Consider the following 19,631-nt stretch of genomic DNA (forward strand, 5'->3'; position numbering starts at 1 on the left):
CCCCGTCCGGCCGCTCGGCGGACTGGGCGATCCGGGTGACGTCACGGGGCACGGCGCGCGCACCTCACCCGTCCGGCCCCTCGGGTTCGCCCGTCCGGCCCGGCGCGGGCAGGCTGGTGGCCCGCCGGTTCCCCAGGTGTTCCGCGTGGACCGGGGCGCAGCCCTGAAGCCGCTCGTCGCGGACGTCAGGGTTGGCCGCGCCGACGTAAGGGAGGCGAGCCGGGCGCCGGGCCGGAACGAGCAGTCACCGCCCGCGCCGCCGGTACGTCAGGGCCGGAGGCGAGCCGGGCGCCGGCCCCGACCGAGCAGTCACCGCCCGCGCCGCCGGCATGCCGTCCCGGGCGGCGCCCGTACCCCTGGCGGTCACAGGCCGACGATCGCGTTCCAGCGCTTGGCGAACCCGGTCCGCTCCTCCGCCGTGATGTCCCGGGCGATCGCGAGCCGCTTGCGCATCGCGTCGTCGGGGAAGATCAGCGGGTCCTCGGCGAGGGCGACGAGCTCCTCGTCGCCCGAGTCGGCGAGGACGTCGCGGGCGGCGGGCACGGGGCAGACGTAGTTGACCCAGGTGGCGAGTTCGGCGGCGACCTCGGGCTCGTAGTAGTAGTCGACGAGCCGCTCGGCGCTGGCCTTGTGCCGCGCCAGGTTGGGGATCATCAGCGACTCCGCCCACAGTTCGGCCCCCTCCTCGGGCACGACGAACTCGATGTCCGGGTTGTCGGCCTGGAGCTGGATGACGTCGCCGGAATAGGCCTGGCAGGCGAGCACGTCGCCGGTCGACAGGTCCTTGACGTAGTCGTTGCCGGTGAAACGGCGGATGTGCCTCCTCCGCACGAGCCCCTCGATCTGCTCGCACAGGGCGTGGAAGTCGTCCGCGGTCCAGCGGGTGACGTCGACGCCGTTGCCCTGCATGAGCAGGGAGATGGACTCGTCGAGCCCGGACAGCAGGGTGACCTTGCCGCGCAGGTCGTCGGCCCACAGCTCCTTGGTGGAGCGGATCTCCCGGCCGAGCCGCTTGCGGTTGTACGCGATGCCGGTGATGCCGGACTGCCAGGGCACCGAGTGCAGTCGGCCCCGGTCGAACGCGGGCGAGCGCAGCAGCGGGTCCAGGTACCGGGCGACGTTCGGCTGCCTGGCGCGGTCCATCTCCTGCACCCAGCCGAGGCGGACGAAGCGGGCGGCCATCCAGTCGCTGACGACGACGAGGTCCCGGCCGGTCTCCTGGCGGTTCGTCAGGGCGGGGCTGATCTTGCCGAAGAACTCGTCGTTGTCGTTGATCTCCTCCGTGTAGCGCACGGAGATGCCGGTGCGCTTCCGGAAGGCGTCCAGAGTGGGCCGCTTGGACCTGTCGGCGTCGTCGGTGTCGATGTAGAGCGGCCAGTTGGCGAAGTCGAGCACCCGGTCGCGCGCGGACAGGTCGCGGCCGGCCCGGTCCTCGGGGTCGACGTACGCGGGGGGCACCCCGCAGCCGGCCAGCAGGGCCGCTGTGCCGGTGCCGCCGATCCCCCGCAGCAGCGCACGGCGGGACACGGTCTTCCTGGCGGGAACGTTCGCTGTCACCCCGACAGCATCGTCCGCCGTTGCGAAGGGCGGCAATGGACGCTCCGTCGACCGGGACGCCGCGGCCCCGACACCTTGTCGATCAAGGTGCCGGGGCCGCGGGTCGGGCGGATCAGCCCAGGGAGGTCATCACGTGCTTGATGCGCGTGTAGTCCTCGAAGCCGTAGGCGGAGAGGTCCTTGCCGTAGCCGGACTTCTTGTAGCCGCCGTGCGGCATCTCGGCGACCAGCGGGATGTGGGTGTTGATCCACACACAGCCGAAGTCGAGGGACTTGGACATCCGCATGGCGCGGGCGTGGTCCTTGGTCCAGACGGAGGAGGCGAGGGCGTACTCGACGCCGTTGGCGAACTCCAGGGCCTGGGCCTCGTCGCTGAAGGACTGGACGGTGATGACCGGGCCGAAGACCTCGTTCTGGACGATCTCGTCGTCCTGCTTGAGGCCGGAGACGACGGTCGGGGCGTAGAAGTAGCCCTTGTCGCCGACCCGGTGACCGCCGGCCTCGACCTTGGCGTGCGCCGGGAGGCGGTCGATGAAGCCGGTGACCTGCTTCAGCTGGTTGGCGTTGTTCAGCGGGCCGTACAGCACGTCCTCGTCGTCCGGCTGACCGGTCTTGGTCTCCGTGGCGGCCTTCGCCAGGGCGGCGACGAACTCGTCGTGGATGGACTCGTGCACGAGCACACGGGTCGCGGCCGTACAGTCCTGGCCGGCGTTGAAGTAGCCGGCGACCGCGATGTCCTCGACGGCCTTGTCGATGTCGGTGTCCTCGAACACCACGACCGGGGCCTTGCCGCCCAGCTCCAGGTGGACGCGCTTGACGTCCTTGGAGGCCGACTCGGCGACCTGCATGCCGGCGCGGACCGAGCCGGTGATGGAGGCCATCGCCGGAGTCGGGTGCTCGACCATGGCACGGCCGGTCTCGCGGTCGCCGCAGATGACGTTGAAGACGCCCTTGGGGACGATCGCGCCGATGATCTCGGCCATGAGCACGGTGGACGCCGGCGTGGTGTCCGAGGGCTTGAGGACGACCGTGTTGCCCGCGGCGAGTGCCGGGGCGAACTTCCACACGGCCATCATCATCGGGTAGTTCCACGGCGCGACCTGGGCGCAGACACCCACCGGCTCGCGGCGGACGATCGAGGTCATGCCCTCCATGTACTCGCCGGCGGACTTGCCCTCGAGCATCCGGGCGGCACCCGCGAAGAAGCGGATCTGGTCCACCATCGGCGGGATCTCCTCGCTCGCGGTGAGGGCGACCGGCTTGCCGGTGTTCTCGACCTCGGCGGCGATCAGGTCCTCGGCGCGCTCCTCGAAGGCGTCCGCGATCTTCAGGAGGACCTTCTGGCGCTCCGACGGCGTGGTGTCACGCCAGGCGGGGAAGGCGGCCGCGGCGGCCTCCATGGCGGCGTCGACGTCCGTCTGGCCGGACAGCGGGGAGGTGGCGTACACCTCACCGGTGGCCGGGTTGATCACGTCGATCGTGCGGCCGTCGGCCGCGTCCCGGAACTCCCCGTTGATGTAGTTGCGCAGCCGGCGCAGCTCGGTGGTCACTTGCCACCCCTCCTGTCACGTTCTGTCTCCGCACTCCATCGTGCGGTGTCCCGATGGGCGAGACACCCCAGCCTAATCGGTCCACTGACGCTTTCAACAGGCCCGACCCCCCTCAACTTCGGATTCAGTGAGATCAACAGCCTTCGACAACGAATTTCATCGCTCTGGGCTTGCAAGAACGACGAGGTTCGGTGCACAGTGAGGTCGTGGCCAGTCGAAGCACAGAGTCCAGGACCGCATCCGGTTCGTCCCCGACGATCGATGCCGTCTCCCTGGCGATCATCGAACAGCTCCAGGAGGACGGTCGCCGTCCCTACGCGGCGATAGGCAAGGCCGTCGGCCTCTCCGAAGCCGCCGTGAGGCAGCGCGTCCAGAAGCTGCTCGACCAGGGCGTCATGCAGATCGTCGCCGTCACCGACCCGCTCACCGTGGGATTCCGGCGGCAGGCGATGGTCGGCATCAACGTCGAGGGTGACCTTGATCCGGTTGCGGACGCTCTGACGGCCATGGCCGAATGCGAGTACGTGGTGATGACCGCGGGCTCGTTCGACCTCATGGTGGAAATCGTCTGCGAGGACGACGACCACCTCCTGGATGTGATCAACAAGCGCATCCGCACCCTCCCCGGGGTGCGCTCCACCGAGAGCTTCGTCTACCTGAAGCTCAAGAAGCAGACCTATATGTGGGGAACCCGATAGCCGTGAGCCAGGACCTCTCCAAGACCGCCTACGACCACCTGTGGATGCACTTCACCCGCATGTCGTCGTACGAGAACAACCCCGTCCCCACCATCGTCCGCGGTGAGGGCACGTACATCTTCGACGACAAGGGCAGGAAGTACCTCGACGGCCTTGCCGGCCTGTTCGTCGTGCAGGCCGGACACGGCCGCACCGAGCTCGCCGAGACCGCCGCCAAGCAGGCCCAGGAGCTCGCGTTCTTCCCGGTGTGGTCCTACGCCCACCCGAAGGCCGTCGAGCTGGCCGAGCGCCTCGCCGACGAGGCCCCGGGCGACCTGAACAAGGTCTTCTTCACCACTGGCGGCGGCGAGGCGGTCGAGACCGCCTGGAAGCTCGCCAAGCAGTACTTCAAGCTCATCGGCAAGCCCACCAAGTACAAGGTCATCTCCCGTGCGGTCGCCTACCACGGCACCCCGCAGGGCGCCCTGTCCATCACCGGCCTGCCGGGCCTGAAGGCCCCCTTCGAGCCGCTGGTCCCCGGCGCGCACAAGGTGCCGAACACCAACATCTACCGCGCCCCGCTCTTCGGCGACGACCCGGAGGCCTTCGGCCGCTGGGCCGCCGACCAGATCGAGCAGCAGATCCTCTTCGAGGGCCCGGACACCGTCGCCGCCGTCTTCCTGGAGCCGGTGCAGAACGCCGGTGGCTGCTTCCCGCCGCCGCCCGGCTACTTCCAGCGGGTCCGCGAGATCTGCGACCGGTACGACGTGCTGCTCGTCTCCGACGAGGTCATCTGCGCCTTCGGCCGCCTCGGCACCACCTTCGCCTGCGACAAGTTCGGCTACGTGCCGGACATGATCACCTGCGCGAAGGGCATGACCTCGGGCTACTCCCCGATCGGCGCCTGCATCGTCTCCGACCGCATCGCCGAGCCGTTCTACAAGGGCGACAACACCTTCCTGCACGGCTACACCTTCGGCGGCCACCCGGTCTCCGCGGCCGTGGGCCTCGCCAACCTCGACATCTTCGAGAAGGAGAAGCTCAACCAGCACGTGCTGGACAACGAGGGCAACTTCCTCTCCACGCTGCAGAAGCTGCACGACCTGCCGATCGTCGGCGACGTCCGCGGCAACGGCTTCTTCTACGGCATCGAGCTCGTCAAGGACAAGGCCACCAAGGAGTCCTTCAACGACGAGGAGACCGAGCGCGTCCTGTACGGCTTCCTCTCGAAGGCGCTCTTCGAGAACGGCCTGTACTGCCGCGCCGACGACCGTGGCGACCCGGTCATCCAGCTGGCTCCGCCGCTGATCTCGGACCAGTCCACGTTCGACGAGATCGAGCAGATCCTCCGCGCCACCCTCACCGAGGCGTGGACGAAGCTCTGATCCCGTAGGACCTCACGCCGCCCTCACGGCGTGACCCCGGCCCGGGCATGCCGCCATCCGAGTGGATGGCGGCGGCCCGGGCCGCGTGCTGTCCGTACAACCCGATCTGAATCCTTACGGTGCCGGGAAGACCCCAGTGACCGACCGGCCCGCCCATTCGTTCCCCCGTCCGGGGGAACGGACACGGACTGGCTTCGACATCGAGGTGTACGCGATGGCCCCACCGGACAACGACGTGCTCTGGGCGCGTTCCCTGCGCTGCGCCCTGGGCGGCTCGGACGTACTGACCGGCGTCTCCGTCGGCGTGCGCGAAGGCGAGATCCTCGCCCTCGTCGGCCCCCGCGGCAGCGGCAAGACCACCCTCATGCGCTGCCTCTCCGGCCAGCTCGTCGCCGAGCAGGGCGAGGTCTGGTTCAACAGCGCCCCCATCCACACCCTGAGCGGGCCCCAGCGCGAACGCCTGCGCCGCGACCGCTTCGGCTGGATCGACCCCCAACCGGGGCTCGTCCCCGAGCTCACCGGCTGGGAGAACGCCGCCCTCCCCCTGCTGCTGCGCGGGGTGTCGCACCGGGCGGCCAAGGCAGCCGCCGGCGAGTGGCTGGACCGCCTCGACATCGGCGCGTGCGCCCGTAAGCGCCCGCACGCCCTCACCCAGTCGCAGCGCCAGCGCATCGCCATCGCCCGCGCCCTCGTCACCACGCCCTCCGTGCTCTTCGCCGACGAGCCGACCGCCACCCTGCACCGCGCCGACGGCGCGCAGGTGCTGCGCACCCTCACCGCCGCGGCCCGCTCCCACCGCATCACCGTGCTCCTCGCCACCCACGACGCCGAGGTGGCGGGCCTCGCCGACCGCACGGTCGGGCTCCTCGACGGACGCCGCGTCGGCTCCGTACCGCCGGCCACCGGGGCGGAGGGCGTCGCCGCGTGCTCGCTCTCCGTCTAGTCCGCGGGACCCACCCGGTCGTCCAGCTCCGCCGCCTCCTGGTGGCGGCGGCGGCCGCCGGCGTGGGCTTCCTCCTGCTGTGCGCCCTCGGCTTCGCCGTCGGGCACCCCGCGGACCCCGCCGCCGTGCTGCGCCTGCTGTGGTGCGTGCTGCCGCTCGCCGCGACGGTGCAGTTGGCGGTGGCCGTGGCCCGCACGGACCCCAGCACCCGGCCGCGGCCGGGGCTCTCCGCGATCGGCCTCGGCCCGGCCCGGCTGACCGCCATCGCCGCGGCCTCCACGGCCGTCGCCTGCACCCTCGGCTCCGCCGTCGCCCTGCTCTTCTACCTGCACCTGCGCGGCGACATCACCGGCCTCCCCTTCGACGGCGCGGCCGCCGACCTGCTCGCCGCCGATCAGCCCGTCCCCCTCGCCGCGGCCCTCACCCTCCTCGCGATCGTCCCCGTCACGGGCGCGGCGGCGGCCGGCCTGGCCCTGCGCCCGAGGAAGGCACCGGCCGAGGCGCCGGGCGTACCCTCCGGACTGCCCTGGGGCGTGGCGCTCCTCGCCCTGGGCCTGGCCGTCGAGACGTACACGGCCCGCGGCGACGGCGGCGGCGTCCTCGCCGGCTGGATCCTCACGGCCGTCGGGCTCGCGATGATGGGCCCCGGCCTGACGCACTGGTGCGGGCGCCTGTTGCAGATGATCCGTCCCGGAGCCGTACGCCTCCTCGCGGGCCGCGTCCTGATGGACGAGTCCCGCCGCATCGGACGCCCGCTCGGCGTGGTCTGCGCCGTCGGCTCCGGCGCGGTCGCCGCCCTGTCGCTCCACGGCGGCGCGGTCCCCGGCCCGCTGACCTGGCTGGGCTCGGTCCTCGTCGTCGGCTGCACCACGGCGACCCTCCTCACCGCGGCCCTGGAGTCGAAGCAGTCGCGCACCCACACCACCGAGGCCCTCCTCCGCCTCGGCGCCCCGCCCACGGTCCTGCGCACCACGGCGCTGCTCCGCGCCGGCGTGCTGCTCGTCGTCTTCGTCCCCCTCACCTGGACGGTGGGCGCGCTGGCGGCGATCCCCCTGCGGGGCTGACGGGCGCGTCCGGCGTCCGGCGTCCGGCGCGCCTATCGTGGGCCCATGGCGACCCAGCGGCACGACCGGGAGATCCACTCGCTCGACGAGTTCGACGCGGCCCTCGGCTCGCGCCCGTCCCTCGCCGGCTTCCGGATCCAGTCCGTGGACCTCACGGACCGCACCTTCGCGCTGCTGTCCGTCTCCACCGACGACGCCGTCTTCCTGGGCTGCGCCATGCAGCCGGAGGCCGCGACCAAGGTCCGCGCCGACGGGGCGCTGGTGTTCCCGCCCGTGCCGGATGTGCCGTTCGATCCCTACCGGTCCCGGCTCTACTCCCCCGAGGAACTGTTCGAGGGCATCGCCGGGCACCCGTACGAGGAGACCCCCGACGCCCGCGCGTACGCCTGGTTCCAGCGGACCAAGGCGGACGGCGACATCTTCTCGTCGGTGCTCCGTTCCCTCCACGACGACGCCGTGACGGACGCGCTGGACGAGCATCTGGCCGGGGCGCGGGTCGTCGGCGTGATGGGCGGGCACCGGATGGGCCGCGGCACCGACGCGTACGCCGGCGCCGCACGGCTCGGCCGGTCCCTGGCCCGCTCGGGCCTCACGGTCGCGACGGGCGGCGGGCCGGGCGCCATGGAGGCCGCCAACCTCGGCGCGTACACCGCCCCGCTGCCGGACGCGGTCCTGGACGAGGCGCTGGAACTCCTCGCGAAGTCCCCCTCCTTCACCCCGTCGGTCACGGACTGGGCCCGCGCCGCCTTCGAGGTGCGGTCCCGCTGGCCGGGCGGCGGCGACTCGGTCGGCATCCCGACCTGGTTCTACGGCCACGAGCCGCCGAACCCCTTCGCGGCCCGCATCGGCAAGTACTTCGCGAACGCCACCCGCGAGGACGGCCTCCTCGCCCGCTGCACCGCGGGCGTGGTGTTCCTGCCCGGCGCGGCGGGCACGGTGCAGGAGATCTTCGACAACGCGACCCCGAACTACTACGCGTCCCGCACCGCCCCCACCCCGATGGTGCTGGTGAACGTCGCGCACTGGACCGAGGCCCTGCCCGCCTGGCCCCTCCTCCGGTCCCTGGCGGCCGACCGCCCGATGGCGGACCGGATCGCCCTGGTCGACTCCATCGACGAGGCACCGCAGGCTCTGGGACGGCTGGGGGCGTAGGCGGAGGACGGGCCTACGGCCCGTCGAGGACGACGACGTCCTCCGCGTGGAACTCCACCTCCACCTCGGCCCCCTCCTCGGGGGCGTCCCGGAGCGTGAACTCCGCTTCCAGCGGGGGGCCCTCGGCCGGCCGGAGGGTGACGGCCACGTGGTCGCCGCGGAAGACGCGGGTCTCGACGCGGCAGGCCAGTCCCTCGCCGGGGGCGACGAGCCGGACTCCGGTGGGGCGGACGAGGAGCCGGCGGTCGCCCTGGGGGGAGCCGTCGGGGACGGGGACCTTGCCCCACGGGGTGTCGGCCGCGGCGGCGGTGACGGTGGCGGGGACGACGTTGTCGAAGCCGAGGAAGCGCGCGACGAACTCGGAGGCGGGGCGCCGCCACACGTCCAGGGGCGTGCCGGTCTGGGCGATCCGGCCGTCGTTCATCACGACGACCCGGTCGGCGAGGGCGAAAGCCTCGCCCTGGTCGTGGGTGACGGCGAGCACCGTCGTGCCCAACTGCCCGAAGAGTCGACGGAGTTCGACGACGAGGCGTTCACGCAGGCCGCGGTCGAGCTGGCCGAGCGGTTCGTCGAGCATCAGCAGCCGGGGACGGGGCGCGAGCGCCCGGGCGAGGGCGACGCGCTGCTGCTCGCCACCGGAGAGCGCGGAGACGGCCCTGCGGCCGGCGCCGGGCAGTCCGACGAGGTCGAGCAACTCCTCGACGCGCGCCGCCTGTTCGGCCCTGGCGACGCCGCGCACGCGCAGCCCGAAGGCGACGTTTCCCGCCACGTCCCGCTGCGGGAAGAGCTGGTGGTCCTGGAACATGAGGCCGACCCCGCGCCGGTGCACGGGCACCCCGGCCTGGTCCGCCCCGCCGAGCAGCACCCGGCCGGCGGACAACGGCTGGAGTCCGGCGACCACCCGCAGCAGGGTGGACTTGCCGCTGCCGCTGGGCCCGAGCACGCACACGATCTCGTGGTCGGCGACGTCGAGGTGCACCCCGTCGAGGACGGCGCGGTCCCCGAAGCGTACGGTCGCCCGGTCGAGCGTCAGCATCAGAACTCCCCCGAGGTGCGGTCGGTGCGCAGGCGTTCGAGCAGCAGCAGGGACACCGCGCACACCACCATGAGAATCGTCGAAAGGGCCATGGCCTGGCCGTAGTTGAGCTCGCCCGGCCGGTTCAGGAGCCGGGCCACGGCGACCGGCAGGGTCGGGTTGTCGGGGCGGGCGATGAACACCGTCGCCCCGAACTCGCCGAGGGACACCGCGAAGGCGAAGCCGGCGGCGATGAGCAGCGCCCGCCGCACGAGCGGCAGGTCGACCTCCCGCCAGGCCCGCCAGGGCGAGGCCCCGAGGACGGCGGCGGCCTCCCGGAGGCGTTCGTCGACGGCCCGCAGCACGGGCAGCATGGTCCGTACGACGAAGGGCACGCCGACCAGGGCCTGGGCGAGGGGGACGAGGATCCAGCTGGCGCGCAGGTCGAGCGGCGGCTCGTCGAGGGTGATGAGGAAGCCGAAGCCGACGGTGACGGCGGAGACCCCGAGCGGCAGCATCAGCAGCCCGTCGAAGCCGCGGACCAGCCGCCCGGCCCGCCGTGTGAGGGCCGCTGCGGCGAGGCCGCCGATGACGACGGCGACGGCGGTCGCGACGAGCGCGTACTGCAGCGAGTTGACGATGGTGTCGGTCATGGGCACGAGGAAGGTGCCGTTCTCGTCGACGTGCTGCAGCGCCCGGTAGTAGTCGAGGCCGTAGCCGGTGGGGGTGGCGAGGGAGCGTTCGACGAGGACGCCGAGCGGGGCGAGGATCAGCAGGCCGACGGAGAGCAGGACCGCGCCGAGCAGCAGCCACTGTCCGGCGCCGCGCGGCCGGGCCGCGGTCCGCTCCGGCGGGACGAGCCTCAGCGCCGTCTCCCGGCGCCGCACCATCCGCGCGTGCACGGCGAGGACCACGCCGACGGCGACGAACTGCACCATCGTGAGCACGGAGGCGGTGGACAGCTGGAGCCGGTCCGCGGTCTGCCGGTAGATCTCGGTCTCCAGGGTGGAGTACGCGGGGCCGCCGAGGATCTGCACGATGCCGAAGGAGCTGGCGGTGAACAGGAACACCATGAGCGCGGCGGCCGCGACGGCCGGGCCGAGCGCGGGCAGCGTCACCGTTCGCCAGGCCCGCCACCGGGAGGCGCCGAGCACCCGCGCGGCCTCCTCCTGGCGCGGGTCGAGCTGGGACCACAGGCCGCCGACGGTGCGCACGACGACGGCGTAGTTGAAGAAGACGTGGGCGATGAGGATGGCCCACACCGTGGTGTCGAGCCGCACGCCCCACCACTCGTCGAGCAGGCCCCGCCGCCCGACCAGCGCGAGGAACGCCGTGCCGACCATGACCGTGGGCAGCACGAACGGCACGGTGACGACCGCCCGCAGGATGCGCTTCCCGGGGAAGTCGAGCCGGGCGAAGACGTACGCGCCGGGCAACGCCACCAGCAGGGTGAGTGCCGTGGACGCGAGCGCCTGCCACAGCGTGAACCACAGGACGTCGAGGATCTCCGGCCGGGCCAGCGTGTCGCCGAAGCGGCCGAGCTCCCAGTGGCCGTCCGGCCTGAGCCCGCGCTCGACGATCGAGACGACGGGCCAGGCGAAGAAGACGGCGAAGAAGGCGACCGGCAGCACCATGAGGGCCAACCGCGCCGCCGTCCCCCGGCGGTCCGCTCGGACGGGGACCGCCGGGAGGCCTTCCCGGCCTACTTCAGGACGAGCGAGGTCCACTGCTCGATCCACTGGTCGCGGTTCTGGGCGATCTTCTCGGGCGCCATGGTCTCCGGCTTGTCGATCACCACGCCGTGCTTGGTGAACAGCTCGGGGAGGGAGGCGTCGTTGGCCACCGGGTTGACGAACATCTGCAGCGGCATGTCGTCCTGGAACTTCTTGGAGATCAGGAAGTCGATCAGCGCCTTGCCGCCCTCGGGGTTCTTCGCCCCGTTCAGGAGGCCGGCGAACTCGGTCTGCCGGAAGCAGGTGCCGGTGGAGACGCCGGTGGGGGCCACCTTCGGCTGCGGCTGGGCGTAGAGCACCTCGACCGGCGGGGAGGAGGCGTACGAGACGACGAGCGGGCGGTCGCCCTTGGCCTGCTTGCCGCCGGCGGAGCCGGAGAACTCCTGGTTGTAGGCGAGCTCCCAGCTGTCGACGGTCTTCACACCGTTGGCCTTGAGCTTCTTCCAGTAGTCCTGCCACCCGGCGTCGCCGTACTTCGCGGCCGTACCGAGCAGGAAGCCGAGGCCCGGGGAGGAGCGCTCGGGGTTCTCGACGACGAGGAGGTCCTTGTACGCGGGCTTGGCCAGGTCGTCGAAGGTCTGCGGCGGGGCCAGCTTCTTGTCGGTGAAGTACTGCTTGTCGTAGTTGACGCAGATGTCTCCGGTGTCGATCGGGGTGACCCGGTGCTCCTTGTCCAGCTGCAGCGCGGCCGGCACCCGGTCCAGGCCCTTGGCCTCGTACGGAGTGAAGATGCCGTTGTCGAGGGCCCGGGACAGCAGGGTGTTGTCGACGCCGAAGAAGACGTCGCCCTGCGGGGAGCCCTTGGTGAGGATCTCCTTGTTGACGGCCTCGCCGGCGTCGCCGCTCTTGAGCACCTTGACCGTGAAGCCGGTCTGCTTGGTGAACTCCGCCAGCACCTCCTTGGAGGCGTTGAAGGAGTCGTGGCTGACCAGGGTCACGGTCTTGGGCGCGGGCTCGCCGCTCTTGCCGGCCGATCCCCTGGCGCCTTCGGTGCCGCACGCGGCGAGGGTGGTGACGCCGAGCGCCGCGACGAGCGCGGCGGCGGCGGCCTTCTTGGTGTTCACGTGTTCTTCCTCCTGGGTGTGACCAGGAAGAGACGCGGCCCTGCCCGCGTCCGGGCGGCGGACGCGGGCAGGGCGCAACAGCTCGAGTTACGACCGAACTTCCTACCCAGAATGACCTGGGCGAGGTTCAGAGGGTCTGCGGTCTGACGGTCACCGCACTCTCAGCGCTGTGGCGCTCCCCTGTCGGAATATGCAGATGTGTTCGAGCTCAGAGTACAAGGTCAGCGTTCGGCGGCGGCCAGCTGTCCACAGGCACCGTCGATCTCCTGACCGCGGGTGTCGCGGACGGTGACGGGAACACCGTGGGAGGCGATGGCCTCGATGAACGCCTTCTCGTCCTCGGGGCGGGACGCGGTCCACTTGGATCCGGGCGTCGGGTTCAGCGGGATCAGGTTGACGTGCACCCGCTTGCCCTTGAGCAGGCGGCCGAGGAGGTCGCCGCGCCAGGCCTGGTCGTTGATGTCCCGGATCAGGGCGTACTCGATGGAGATCCGGCGGCCGGACTTCTCCGCGTACTCCCAGGCCGCGTCGAGGACCTCGCGGACCTTCCAGCGCGTGTTCACGGGGACGAGCGTGTCGCGCAGCTCGTCGTCGGGCGCGTGCAGCGAGACGGCGAGCCGGCACTTGAAGCCCTCGTCGGCGAACCGCAGCATGGCCGGCACCAGACCGACGGTGGAGACGGTGATGCCGCGCTGCGACAGACCGATCCCGTCCGGCTCGGGGTCCGTCAGCCGCCGGATGGCGCCGACGACCCGCTTGTAGTTGGCGAGCGGCTCGCCCATCCCCATGAAGACGATGTTCGAGAGCCGCGCCGGGCCCCCGGGCACCTCGCCGTCGCGCAGCGCGCGCATGCCGTCGACGATCTGGTGGACGATCTCGGCGGTCGACAGGTTCCGGTCGAGCCCGGCCTGCCCGGTGGCGCAGAACGGACAGTTCATTCCGCAGCCCGCCTGCGAGGAGATGCACATGGTCACCCGGTCCGGGTAGCGCATGAGCACCGACTCCACGAGGGTGCCGTCGTGCAGCCGCCACAGCGTCTTGCGGGTGGTGTCGTCGTCACAGGAGACGTGCCGCACCACCGACATCAGATCGGGCAGCAGTTCCCCCGCGAGCTTCTCGCGCGAGGCGGCCGGGATGTCGGTCCACTCGGCCGGGTCGTGCGCGTACCGCGCGAAGTAGTGCGTGGACAGCTGCTTGGCGCGAAACGGCTTCTCGCCGATCGCGGCGACCGCCTCCTTGCGCTCTGCGGGCGTGAGGTCGGCGAGGTGCCGCGGGGGCTGCTTGGCTCCGCGCGGGGCGACGAAAGTGAGTTCTCCGGGCTTGGGCATGGTGCTACCAGTGTCGCAGACGGCGGCCGGTTACCCGGTCCGCGAGCCTTCGGAGGCCGGGCGGACGGGCGGACGGGGACGCCCCGGAAGCGGGGGCGACCGGTCCTGAGACCCGTGTGCGCCCCCGCGCGGGGTGCCGGCGGTGGCCGCCGGCACCCCGGTCAGCGGCGGCCGTGAACAGGGTCACCCCCGCCGGCGCCCGGCCGTCGGTGCCAGTGAGCAGGCCTGCCGGCCGGCCCCCCGGCGGTGGCGGCTCAGTACTCGTCGCCGCAGCCCAACGCCGTCTCCTGGCCGTACTGGTTCGTGCGCTGCACGCAGGCGTGGATCCGGTAGCCGGGGCCGTCGTAGTAGAAGTAGGTGTAGCTCCACTGGTCCCCACGCTTCAGGTGGTGGGTTCCGCTGACCTGCTTGTACACGTAGCCGCCGCTGAGCGTGCGGCGCTCCAGCCAGAAGTGGCAGACGCTGCCCAGGGGCACCGAGTCGTCCGCGAAGAACTCGCCCCGGGCCTGATAGGTCTCCGAGCTGTCGAAGTCCTGCACCCGCATGTTGGCGTGGCAGCCCGCGACGTTCTTGTAGATGATCCCTTCCCATTCGGTGGCGTTCGCCGGGGTCGCGACGCCCAGGGCAAGCGTGAGACCGGCGGCGCCGATCATCGCCTTCCGCATGAAACGCATCGTGATGCTCCTTGATCTCTCCGGTGGGAGACCGAGAATCACACCCCGGACGTGGGCGCGTATTGGAGAAAAACGAACACCCTTTCGCCTGCGCGAAGGGCCCGCCGCCCGGGGGGACGACGAGCCCTTCGCGCAGGAGGATCGCGGGTCAGCCGCTGCCCACGAACAGCACCAGCAGCAGCCACACCACCGGCGCCGTCGGCAGCAGGGAGTCCAGGCGGTCCATGATGCCGCCGTGGCCGGGCAGCAGCGTGCCCATGTCCTTGATGCCGAGATCACGCTTGATCATCGACTCGCCCAGGTCGCCCAGGGTCGCGCTGGCCGCGACCGCCAGGCCCAGCAGGAGGCCCTGCCACCAGGTGCCGCCGTCGATCAGGAACTGCATGCACAGCGCGCCCGCCGCCATCGCGAACGCGACCGCGCCGACCAGGCCCTCGCGGGTCTTGCCGGGGCTGATGCGCGGGGCCAGCTTGTGCTTGCCGAAGCGCCAGCCGACCGCGTACGCGCCCGTGTCGCTGACCACGGTCAGCACCAGGAACGTGAGCACCCGCTGCGGCCCGTCGTCGGCGGTCAGCAGCATCGCCACGAAGGTCGCCAGGAACGGCACGTAGAACGCGGCGAAGACACCGGCCGTGACGTCCTTCAGATAGCCCTCGGGCGGCTCCGTCATGCGCCATACGAGCACCGCGAGCGCCGTGAGCGCCATCGCGACCCACGCGCCCTCCGCGCCCCGCACGTAACCGGCGACGACCATCGCCGCACCGCCGACCGCGAGCGGGACCAGCGGGGCCTTGATGCCCTTGCGCTCCTGCAGGCGGGAGGTCAGCTCCCACAGACCGACCACCACGGCGACCGCTATCACGCCGACGAACGCCGGCTTCCAGATGAACAGCGACGCGATGATCACGGCTCCGAGCCCGACACCGACCCCTATCGCAGCGCCCAGATCACGACCCGCGCTCTTCTTCTGCCGCGGCTTCTGCCGGGGCGAAGGCGCAGGCGCGGGCTGGGACGGGCTGGACATGGGCTCCTGCGGGTGCTCGTGCGGCGTCTCGTCACGGAACAGGGGACCGCTCGGCTGAGCGGCCCCCCGGTCGTGATCGTCCTGGTTGTCGCCGGCGGGAACGTCGGACGCGATGGGCATGGGCCGAGTCTGCGCCGCCTGCCGCCCTTCGTAGGCGGGACCCGCCGGGGCAGGCCCCTGGTCGGGTCCCCCGAAGCCGGTTCCGGCCGGGGCCCCCCAGGAAGAGTCGTTCATCAGACCTCGAGCAGCTCGGCTTCCTTGTGCTTCAGCAGCTCGTCCACCTGCGTCACGTACTTCGCGGTGGTGTCGTCGAGCTCCTTCTCGGCGCGGCGGCCCTCGTCCTCACCGACCTCGCCGTCCTTCACGAGCTTGTCGATGGTCTCCTTGGCCTTGCGGCGCACGGAGCGGATCGAGATCTTGGAGTCCTCGGCCTTGCCCTTGGCGACCTTGATGTACTCGCGGCGGCGCTCCTCGGTGAGCTCGGGGAACACCACACGGATGATGTTGCCGTCGTTGCTCGGGTTGACGCCGAGGTCCGAGTCGCGGATGGCCTGCTCGATGTTGCGCAGCGCGGACTTGTCGAACGGGGTCACCACGGCCATGCGCGGCTCCGGCACCGAGAACGACGCCAGCTGGTTGATGGGGGTGATGGCACCGTAGTAGTCCGCCACGATCTTGTTGAACATCGCCGGGTGCGCACGGCCCGTGCGGATCGCGGCGAAGTCCTCCTTGGCGACCACGACGGCCTTCTCCATCTTCTCCTCGGCCTCGAGGAGGGTCTCTTCGATCACCACTTGCTCCTGCGTGTCGTCGCGTTGTGTCCTGCACGGTGTACGACCGGCAGGGCTCTGTCCATCCCCCTCGCGGGGCGGTTCCCGGTTCGGGTCAGGCCCGGGTGCCCTGGTCGCTCACGAGAGTGCCGATCTTCTCACCCTTCACCGCGCGCGCGATATTGCCCTCGGCGAGCAGTTCGAAGACGAGGATCGGCAGGTTGTTGTCGCGGCACAGGGTGATGGCGGTGGCGTCGGCGACCTTGAGGTCGCGGGAGAGCACCTCGCCGTACTCGAGTGCGTCGAACTTGACCGCGTCCGGGTTGGTCTTCGGGTCGGAGTCGTAGACCCCGTCGACACCGTTCTTGCCCATGAGCAGGGCCTCGGCGTCGATCTCGAGCGCACGCTGCGCGGCGGTCGTGTCGGTGGAGAAGTACGGCATGCCCATACCGGCGCCGAAGATGACCACGCGGCCCTTCTCCAGGTGGCGCACGGCGCGCAGCGGGATGTACGGCTCGGCGACCTGGCCCATGGTGATGGCGGTCTGGACGCGGGAGTCGATGCCTTCCTTCTCCAGGAAGTCCTGGAGGGCGAGGCAGTTCATCACGGTGCCGAGCATGCCCATGTAGTCGGAGCGGGCCCGGTCCATGCCGCGCTGCTGGAGCTCGGCGCCGCGGAAGAAGTTGCCGCCGCCGATCACGATCGCGATCTCCGCGCCGTCGCGGACGACGGCGGCGATCTCGCGCGCGATCGCGTGCACGACGTCCGGGTCGACCCCGAGGCCGGTACCGCCGGAGAAGGCCTCTCCGGACAGCTTCAGCATGTAGCGGCCGGCCTTCTTGCCGTTGTTGTCGTCGCCCTGTGCGGCGCCCTGGTTCATGGAGATCTCCTCGTGCACATACGAAGAAGGCCATTGCCTGTGGGTCCTTGCGGTTTCCCGTACGGCAATGGCCTCCTCGTCAGATCTGCGGTCGTCCCACGCGTGCGCGGACGACTGCCTCAGACCCTACCCGGGTCCGGTGTCCGTTGCGTACGGACTCAGATGCCGACCTTGATGCGGGTGAAGCGCTTCAGGGTGACACCGGCCTCGTCCAGGACCTTCTGGACGGACTTCTTGTTGTCAAGGGCGTACGGCTGGCCGAGCAGCGTGGCGTCCTTGAAGAAGCCGTTGACGCGACCCTCGACGATCTTGGCGATCGCGGCCTCGGGCTTGCCCTCGGCGCGGGTGGTCTCCTCGGCGATGCGACGCTCGGACTCGACGACCTCGGCCGGGATGTCTTCCTTGGTGAGGTACTTCGGGGCGAACGCGGCGATGTGCTGGGCGACACCCTTGGCGACGTCGGCGTCGGCCTTGTCGAACTCGACGAGGACACCGATCTGCGGCGGGAGGTCCGGCATCGTGCGGTGCATGTACGCGAAGACGAAACCGTCGCCGTACTGCGCGAAGCGGTCGAGGACGATCTTCTCGCCGAGGTTGGCGTTGGCCTCGTCGACGTACGCCTGGACGGTCTTGCCGGCCTCGATCTCGGAGGCGAGCAGCGCGTCGAGGTCGGCCGGGGAGGTGGCGGCGACGTGCGCGGCGAGCGCGTTGGCGACGGCGAGGAACTTGTCACCCTTGGCGACGAAGTCCGTCTCGCACTTCAGCTCGACCAGGACACCGGAGGTGTTGTCGTCGGCGATGAGGGAGACCACGGCGCCGTTCTCGGCGGAGCGGCCCTCACGCTTGGCGACACCCTTCTGGCCCTTGATGCGCAGGGCCTCGACGGCCTTGTCGACGTCGCCCTCGGCCTCGTCCAGGGCCTTCTTGCAGTCCATCATGCCGGCGCCGGTGAGCTCGCGGAGCTTCTTGACGTCAGCGGCGGTGTAGTTCGCCATGAGTCTTGTTCTCTTTCGAAGTCTGAAAGATCGGGCTGGTCCACGGGTGGACGGCGGGGGCTTCGTGGGCCCCCGCCGTCGTCACCCGAAGGTCCTGAGGGACCGGAAGGGTCAGGCCTGCTCGGCGTCGGCGGCCGGCGCCTCAGCGGCCGGGGCCTCGGCAGCCGGGGCCTCAGCGGCCGGGGCCTCGGCCTCGGCGGCGGCCGGGGCCTCGTCAGCCTTCTTCTCGCCCTCGAGGAGGTCGCGCTCCCACTCGGCGAGCGGCTCGCCCGCGGCCTTCTCGCCCGGCTTCGAGTCGCCGGTCGCGGCGCCGGAACGGGCGATGAGGCCCTCGGCGACGGCGTCGGCGATCACGCGGGTGAGCAGGGTGACGGAGCGGATCGCGTCGTCGTTGCCCGGGATCTTGTAGTCGACCTCGTCGGGGTCGCAGTTGGTGTCGAGGATCGCGACGACCGGGATGTGGAGCTTGCGCGCCTCACCGACGGCGATGTGCTCCTTCTTGGTGTCGACGATCCAGACGGCGCTCGGCACCTTCTGCATCTCGCGGATACCACCGAGGGTCTTCTCCAGCTTGGCCTTCTCGCGGGAGAGGACCAGGAGCTCCTTCTTGGTGAGGCCGGAGGCGGCCACGTCCTCGAAGTCGATCTGCTCGAGCTCCTTGAGGCGCTGCAGACGCTTGTAGACGGTCGAGAAGTTGGTGAGCATGCCACCCAGCCAGCGCTGGTTGACGTACGGCATGCCGACGCGGGTCGCCTGCTCGGCGATGGCCTCCTGGGCCTGCTTCTTCGTACCGACGAACATGATGGAGCCGCCGTGCGCGACGGTCTCCTTGACGAACTCGTAGGCGCGGTCGATGTACGACAGCGACTGGAGCAGGTCGATGATGTAGATGCCGTTGCGCTCGGTGAAGATGAAGCGCTTCATCTTCGGGTTCCAGCGACGGGTCTGGTGACCGAAGTGGACGCCGCTCTCCAGCAGCTCCCGCATCGTGACGACGGCCATGGCCGTATCTCCTTGGGTTTCTCGGTTGTGTTCCTGACGCCCCGACGCGCCGTGCCACGAGGGACCGAAAGGCGCTGCCACCCGTCGAGGAGACCGGTGGCGGGGCGTGCGAAGTCGACCCGGTGACCCGGGTCGCCATGGAAAGTGTACGGGACCCACGAGGCACCGGGTGACGGCACTGTCCACAACCCGGGGGTTGTCCACAGATTCCGGCGATGCCGGTCATGGGCCGGACGGCCCGGGCAACCTGCCGTCATGCATCTGATCCCGATCATCCTGCTGACCCTGACCGCTTCGGTGTGGCCTGTCGGTCCGCCTCGGCCGGACGTGCTCCGCGGCTGGGAGCCCCCACCGACCCCGTACGCCGCGGGCCACCGCGGCGTCGATCTGGCGGCCGCGCCGGGCACACCGGTCGTGGCCCCCGCGGCGGGCACGGTCTCCTTCGCCGGCCCGGTGGCCGGCCACGGGTTCCTCACCCTGACGCTGACGGGCACCGGCCTCCCGCCGCTACGGACGACCTACGGCCCGGTGGAACCCCTGCTCCCGGCGGGGGCGGCGGTACGCGCGGGCGACGTCGTCGCCCGGACGGCGGAGGGCGGCCACTGCGCGGAGCCCTGCCTCCACTGGGGCCTGCTGCGCGGCGAGACGTACCTGAACCCGCTGCGCCTCCTGGGACACGGCCCCTCCCGACTCCTGCCGGTGACGGGGGTGCCGCCGACGCCACCCGCATGACGGCGCACGAGAGAGAGGTGGGGGTGGGCGGGGAGGGCGGGGGTGGCGGGGATGGCGGCATCGGGGCGTGTCCCTCGGATCGTGGTG

Annotated in this window: 18 protein-coding genes and 1 riboswitch; of the genes, 6 read left to right on the plus strand and 12 right to left on the minus strand. The window is 71.0% G+C overall.

The annotated features are described in order from the left end of the window. Positions 1-363: 363 nt before the first annotated feature. Positions 364-1,527 (minus strand): spermidine/putrescine ABC transporter substrate-binding protein, encoded by a 1,164-nt coding sequence (locus AB0M16_RS31070; RefSeq protein WP_365348903.1) that lies wholly within the window; start codon positions 1,525-1,527, stop codon positions 364-366. Between the two features lie 142 nt (positions 1,528-1,669). After that, a complete protein-coding gene (locus AB0M16_RS31075; RefSeq protein WP_365348864.1) occupies positions 1,670-3,106 on the minus strand; it encodes a gamma-aminobutyraldehyde dehydrogenase in 1,437 nt (478 codons plus the stop codon). Positions 3,107-3,297: 191 nt separating this feature from the next. Between AB0M16_RS31075 and AB0M16_RS31080 the strand changes: the two genes are divergently transcribed. The 5 genes from AB0M16_RS31080 to AB0M16_RS31100 all read left to right on the plus strand — a co-directional run bounded on the left by AB0M16_RS31080 (position 3,298) and on the right by AB0M16_RS31100 (position 8,327). Then, complete coding sequence (locus AB0M16_RS31080) at positions 3,298-3,804, plus strand: Lrp/AsnC family transcriptional regulator (RefSeq protein WP_365348866.1); 507 nt, start codon at positions 3,298-3,300, stop codon at positions 3,802-3,804. Continuing rightward, the gene (locus AB0M16_RS31085) at positions 3,789-5,168 is read left to right on the plus strand and encodes an aspartate aminotransferase family protein (RefSeq protein ID WP_365348868.1); all 1,380 of its coding nucleotides are present in this window, start codon (positions 3,789-3,791) and stop codon (positions 5,166-5,168) included. Before AB0M16_RS31080 ends, AB0M16_RS31085 begins: the two co-directional genes overlap by 16 nt. A gap of 214 nt (positions 5,169-5,382) precedes the next feature. Then, positions 5,383-6,111 (plus strand): ATP-binding cassette domain-containing protein, encoded by a 729-nt coding sequence (locus AB0M16_RS31090; RefSeq protein WP_365348870.1) that lies wholly within the window; start codon positions 5,383-5,385, stop codon positions 6,109-6,111. Beyond that, positions 6,093-7,175: a hypothetical protein gene (locus AB0M16_RS31095; protein ID WP_365348872.1), complete on the plus strand. Its 1,083-nt coding sequence runs from the start codon at positions 6,093-6,095 to the stop codon at positions 7,173-7,175. The genes AB0M16_RS31090 and AB0M16_RS31095 overlap by 19 nt, the downstream gene beginning before the upstream one ends. Before the next feature lie 45 nt (positions 7,176-7,220). Next, the gene (locus AB0M16_RS31100; RefSeq protein ID WP_365348874.1) at positions 7,221-8,327 is read left to right on the plus strand and encodes a Rossmann fold nucleotide-binding protein; all 1,107 of its coding nucleotides are present in this window, start codon (positions 7,221-7,223) and stop codon (positions 8,325-8,327) included. A 13-nt stretch (positions 8,328-8,340) separates the two neighbouring features. Here the strand turns inward: AB0M16_RS31100 and AB0M16_RS31105 are convergent, their stop codons facing one another. The 10 genes from AB0M16_RS31105 to rpsB all read right to left on the minus strand — a co-directional run bounded on the left by AB0M16_RS31105 (position 8,341) and on the right by rpsB (position 18,812). Continuing rightward, complete coding sequence (locus AB0M16_RS31105) at positions 8,341-9,363, minus strand: ABC transporter ATP-binding protein (protein WP_365348876.1); 1,023 nt, start codon at positions 9,361-9,363, stop codon at positions 8,341-8,343. Then, positions 9,363-10,976, minus strand: coding sequence for an iron ABC transporter permease (locus AB0M16_RS31110; RefSeq protein WP_365348878.1), 1,614 nt, complete (start codon positions 10,974-10,976; stop codon positions 9,363-9,365). Before AB0M16_RS31110 ends, AB0M16_RS31105 begins: the two co-directional genes overlap by 1 nt. A gap of 68 nt (positions 10,977-11,044) precedes the next feature. Beyond that, positions 11,045-12,139, minus strand: coding sequence for a thiamine ABC transporter substrate-binding protein (locus AB0M16_RS31115; RefSeq protein ID WP_365348880.1), 1,095 nt, complete (start codon positions 12,137-12,139; stop codon positions 11,045-11,047). An 81-nt stretch (positions 12,140-12,220) separates the two neighbouring features. After that, a riboswitch (TPP riboswitch) is annotated at positions 12,221-12,331 on the minus strand. Between the two features lie 29 nt (positions 12,332-12,360). Beyond that, positions 12,361-13,467, minus strand: a complete 1,107-nt coding sequence (gene rlmN / locus AB0M16_RS31120; protein ID WP_365348882.1) for a 23S rRNA (adenine(2503)-C(2))-methyltransferase RlmN — start codon at positions 13,465-13,467, stop codon at positions 12,361-12,363. Positions 13,468-13,721: 254 nt separating this feature from the next. Continuing rightward, complete coding sequence (locus AB0M16_RS31125; protein ID WP_365348884.1) at positions 13,722-14,141, minus strand: hypothetical protein; 420 nt, start codon at positions 14,139-14,141, stop codon at positions 13,722-13,724. A 148-nt stretch (positions 14,142-14,289) separates the two neighbouring features. Beyond that, a complete protein-coding gene (locus AB0M16_RS31130) occupies positions 14,290-15,399 on the minus strand; it encodes a phosphatidate cytidylyltransferase (RefSeq protein ID WP_365348886.1) in 1,110 nt (369 codons plus the stop codon). Then, positions 15,399-15,956 carry a ribosome recycling factor gene (gene frr, locus AB0M16_RS31135; RefSeq protein ID WP_148006369.1) on the minus strand — a complete coding sequence of 186 codons (558 nt, stop codon included), beginning with the start codon at positions 15,954-15,956 and terminating at the stop codon, positions 15,399-15,401. The genes AB0M16_RS31130 and frr overlap by 1 nt, the downstream gene beginning before the upstream one ends. A gap of 94 nt (positions 15,957-16,050) precedes the next feature. Continuing rightward, the gene (gene pyrH / locus AB0M16_RS31140; RefSeq protein WP_365348889.1) at positions 16,051-16,815 is read right to left on the minus strand and encodes a UMP kinase; all 765 of its coding nucleotides are present in this window, start codon (positions 16,813-16,815) and stop codon (positions 16,051-16,053) included. A gap of 158 nt (positions 16,816-16,973) precedes the next feature. Further along, positions 16,974-17,810 (minus strand): translation elongation factor Ts, encoded by an 837-nt coding sequence (gene tsf, locus AB0M16_RS31145; protein ID WP_365348891.1) that lies wholly within the window; start codon positions 17,808-17,810, stop codon positions 16,974-16,976. A 111-nt stretch (positions 17,811-17,921) separates the two neighbouring features. Next, positions 17,922-18,812 carry a 30S ribosomal protein S2 gene (gene rpsB / locus AB0M16_RS31150; RefSeq protein ID WP_365348893.1) on the minus strand — a complete coding sequence of 297 codons (891 nt, stop codon included), beginning with the start codon at positions 18,810-18,812 and terminating at the stop codon, positions 17,922-17,924. A gap of 255 nt (positions 18,813-19,067) precedes the next feature. Here rpsB and AB0M16_RS31155 point away from each other — a divergent pair, with 255 nt between their 5' ends. Then, positions 19,068-19,544: a M23 family metallopeptidase gene (locus AB0M16_RS31155; RefSeq protein ID WP_365348895.1), complete on the plus strand. Its 477-nt coding sequence runs from the start codon at positions 19,068-19,070 to the stop codon at positions 19,542-19,544. Positions 19,545-19,631 lie beyond the last annotated feature (87 nt).

This window comes from Streptomyces sp. NPDC051921 (assembly GCF_040680975.1).
Lineage (GTDB): Bacteria > Actinomycetota > Actinomycetes > Streptomycetales > Streptomycetaceae > Streptomyces.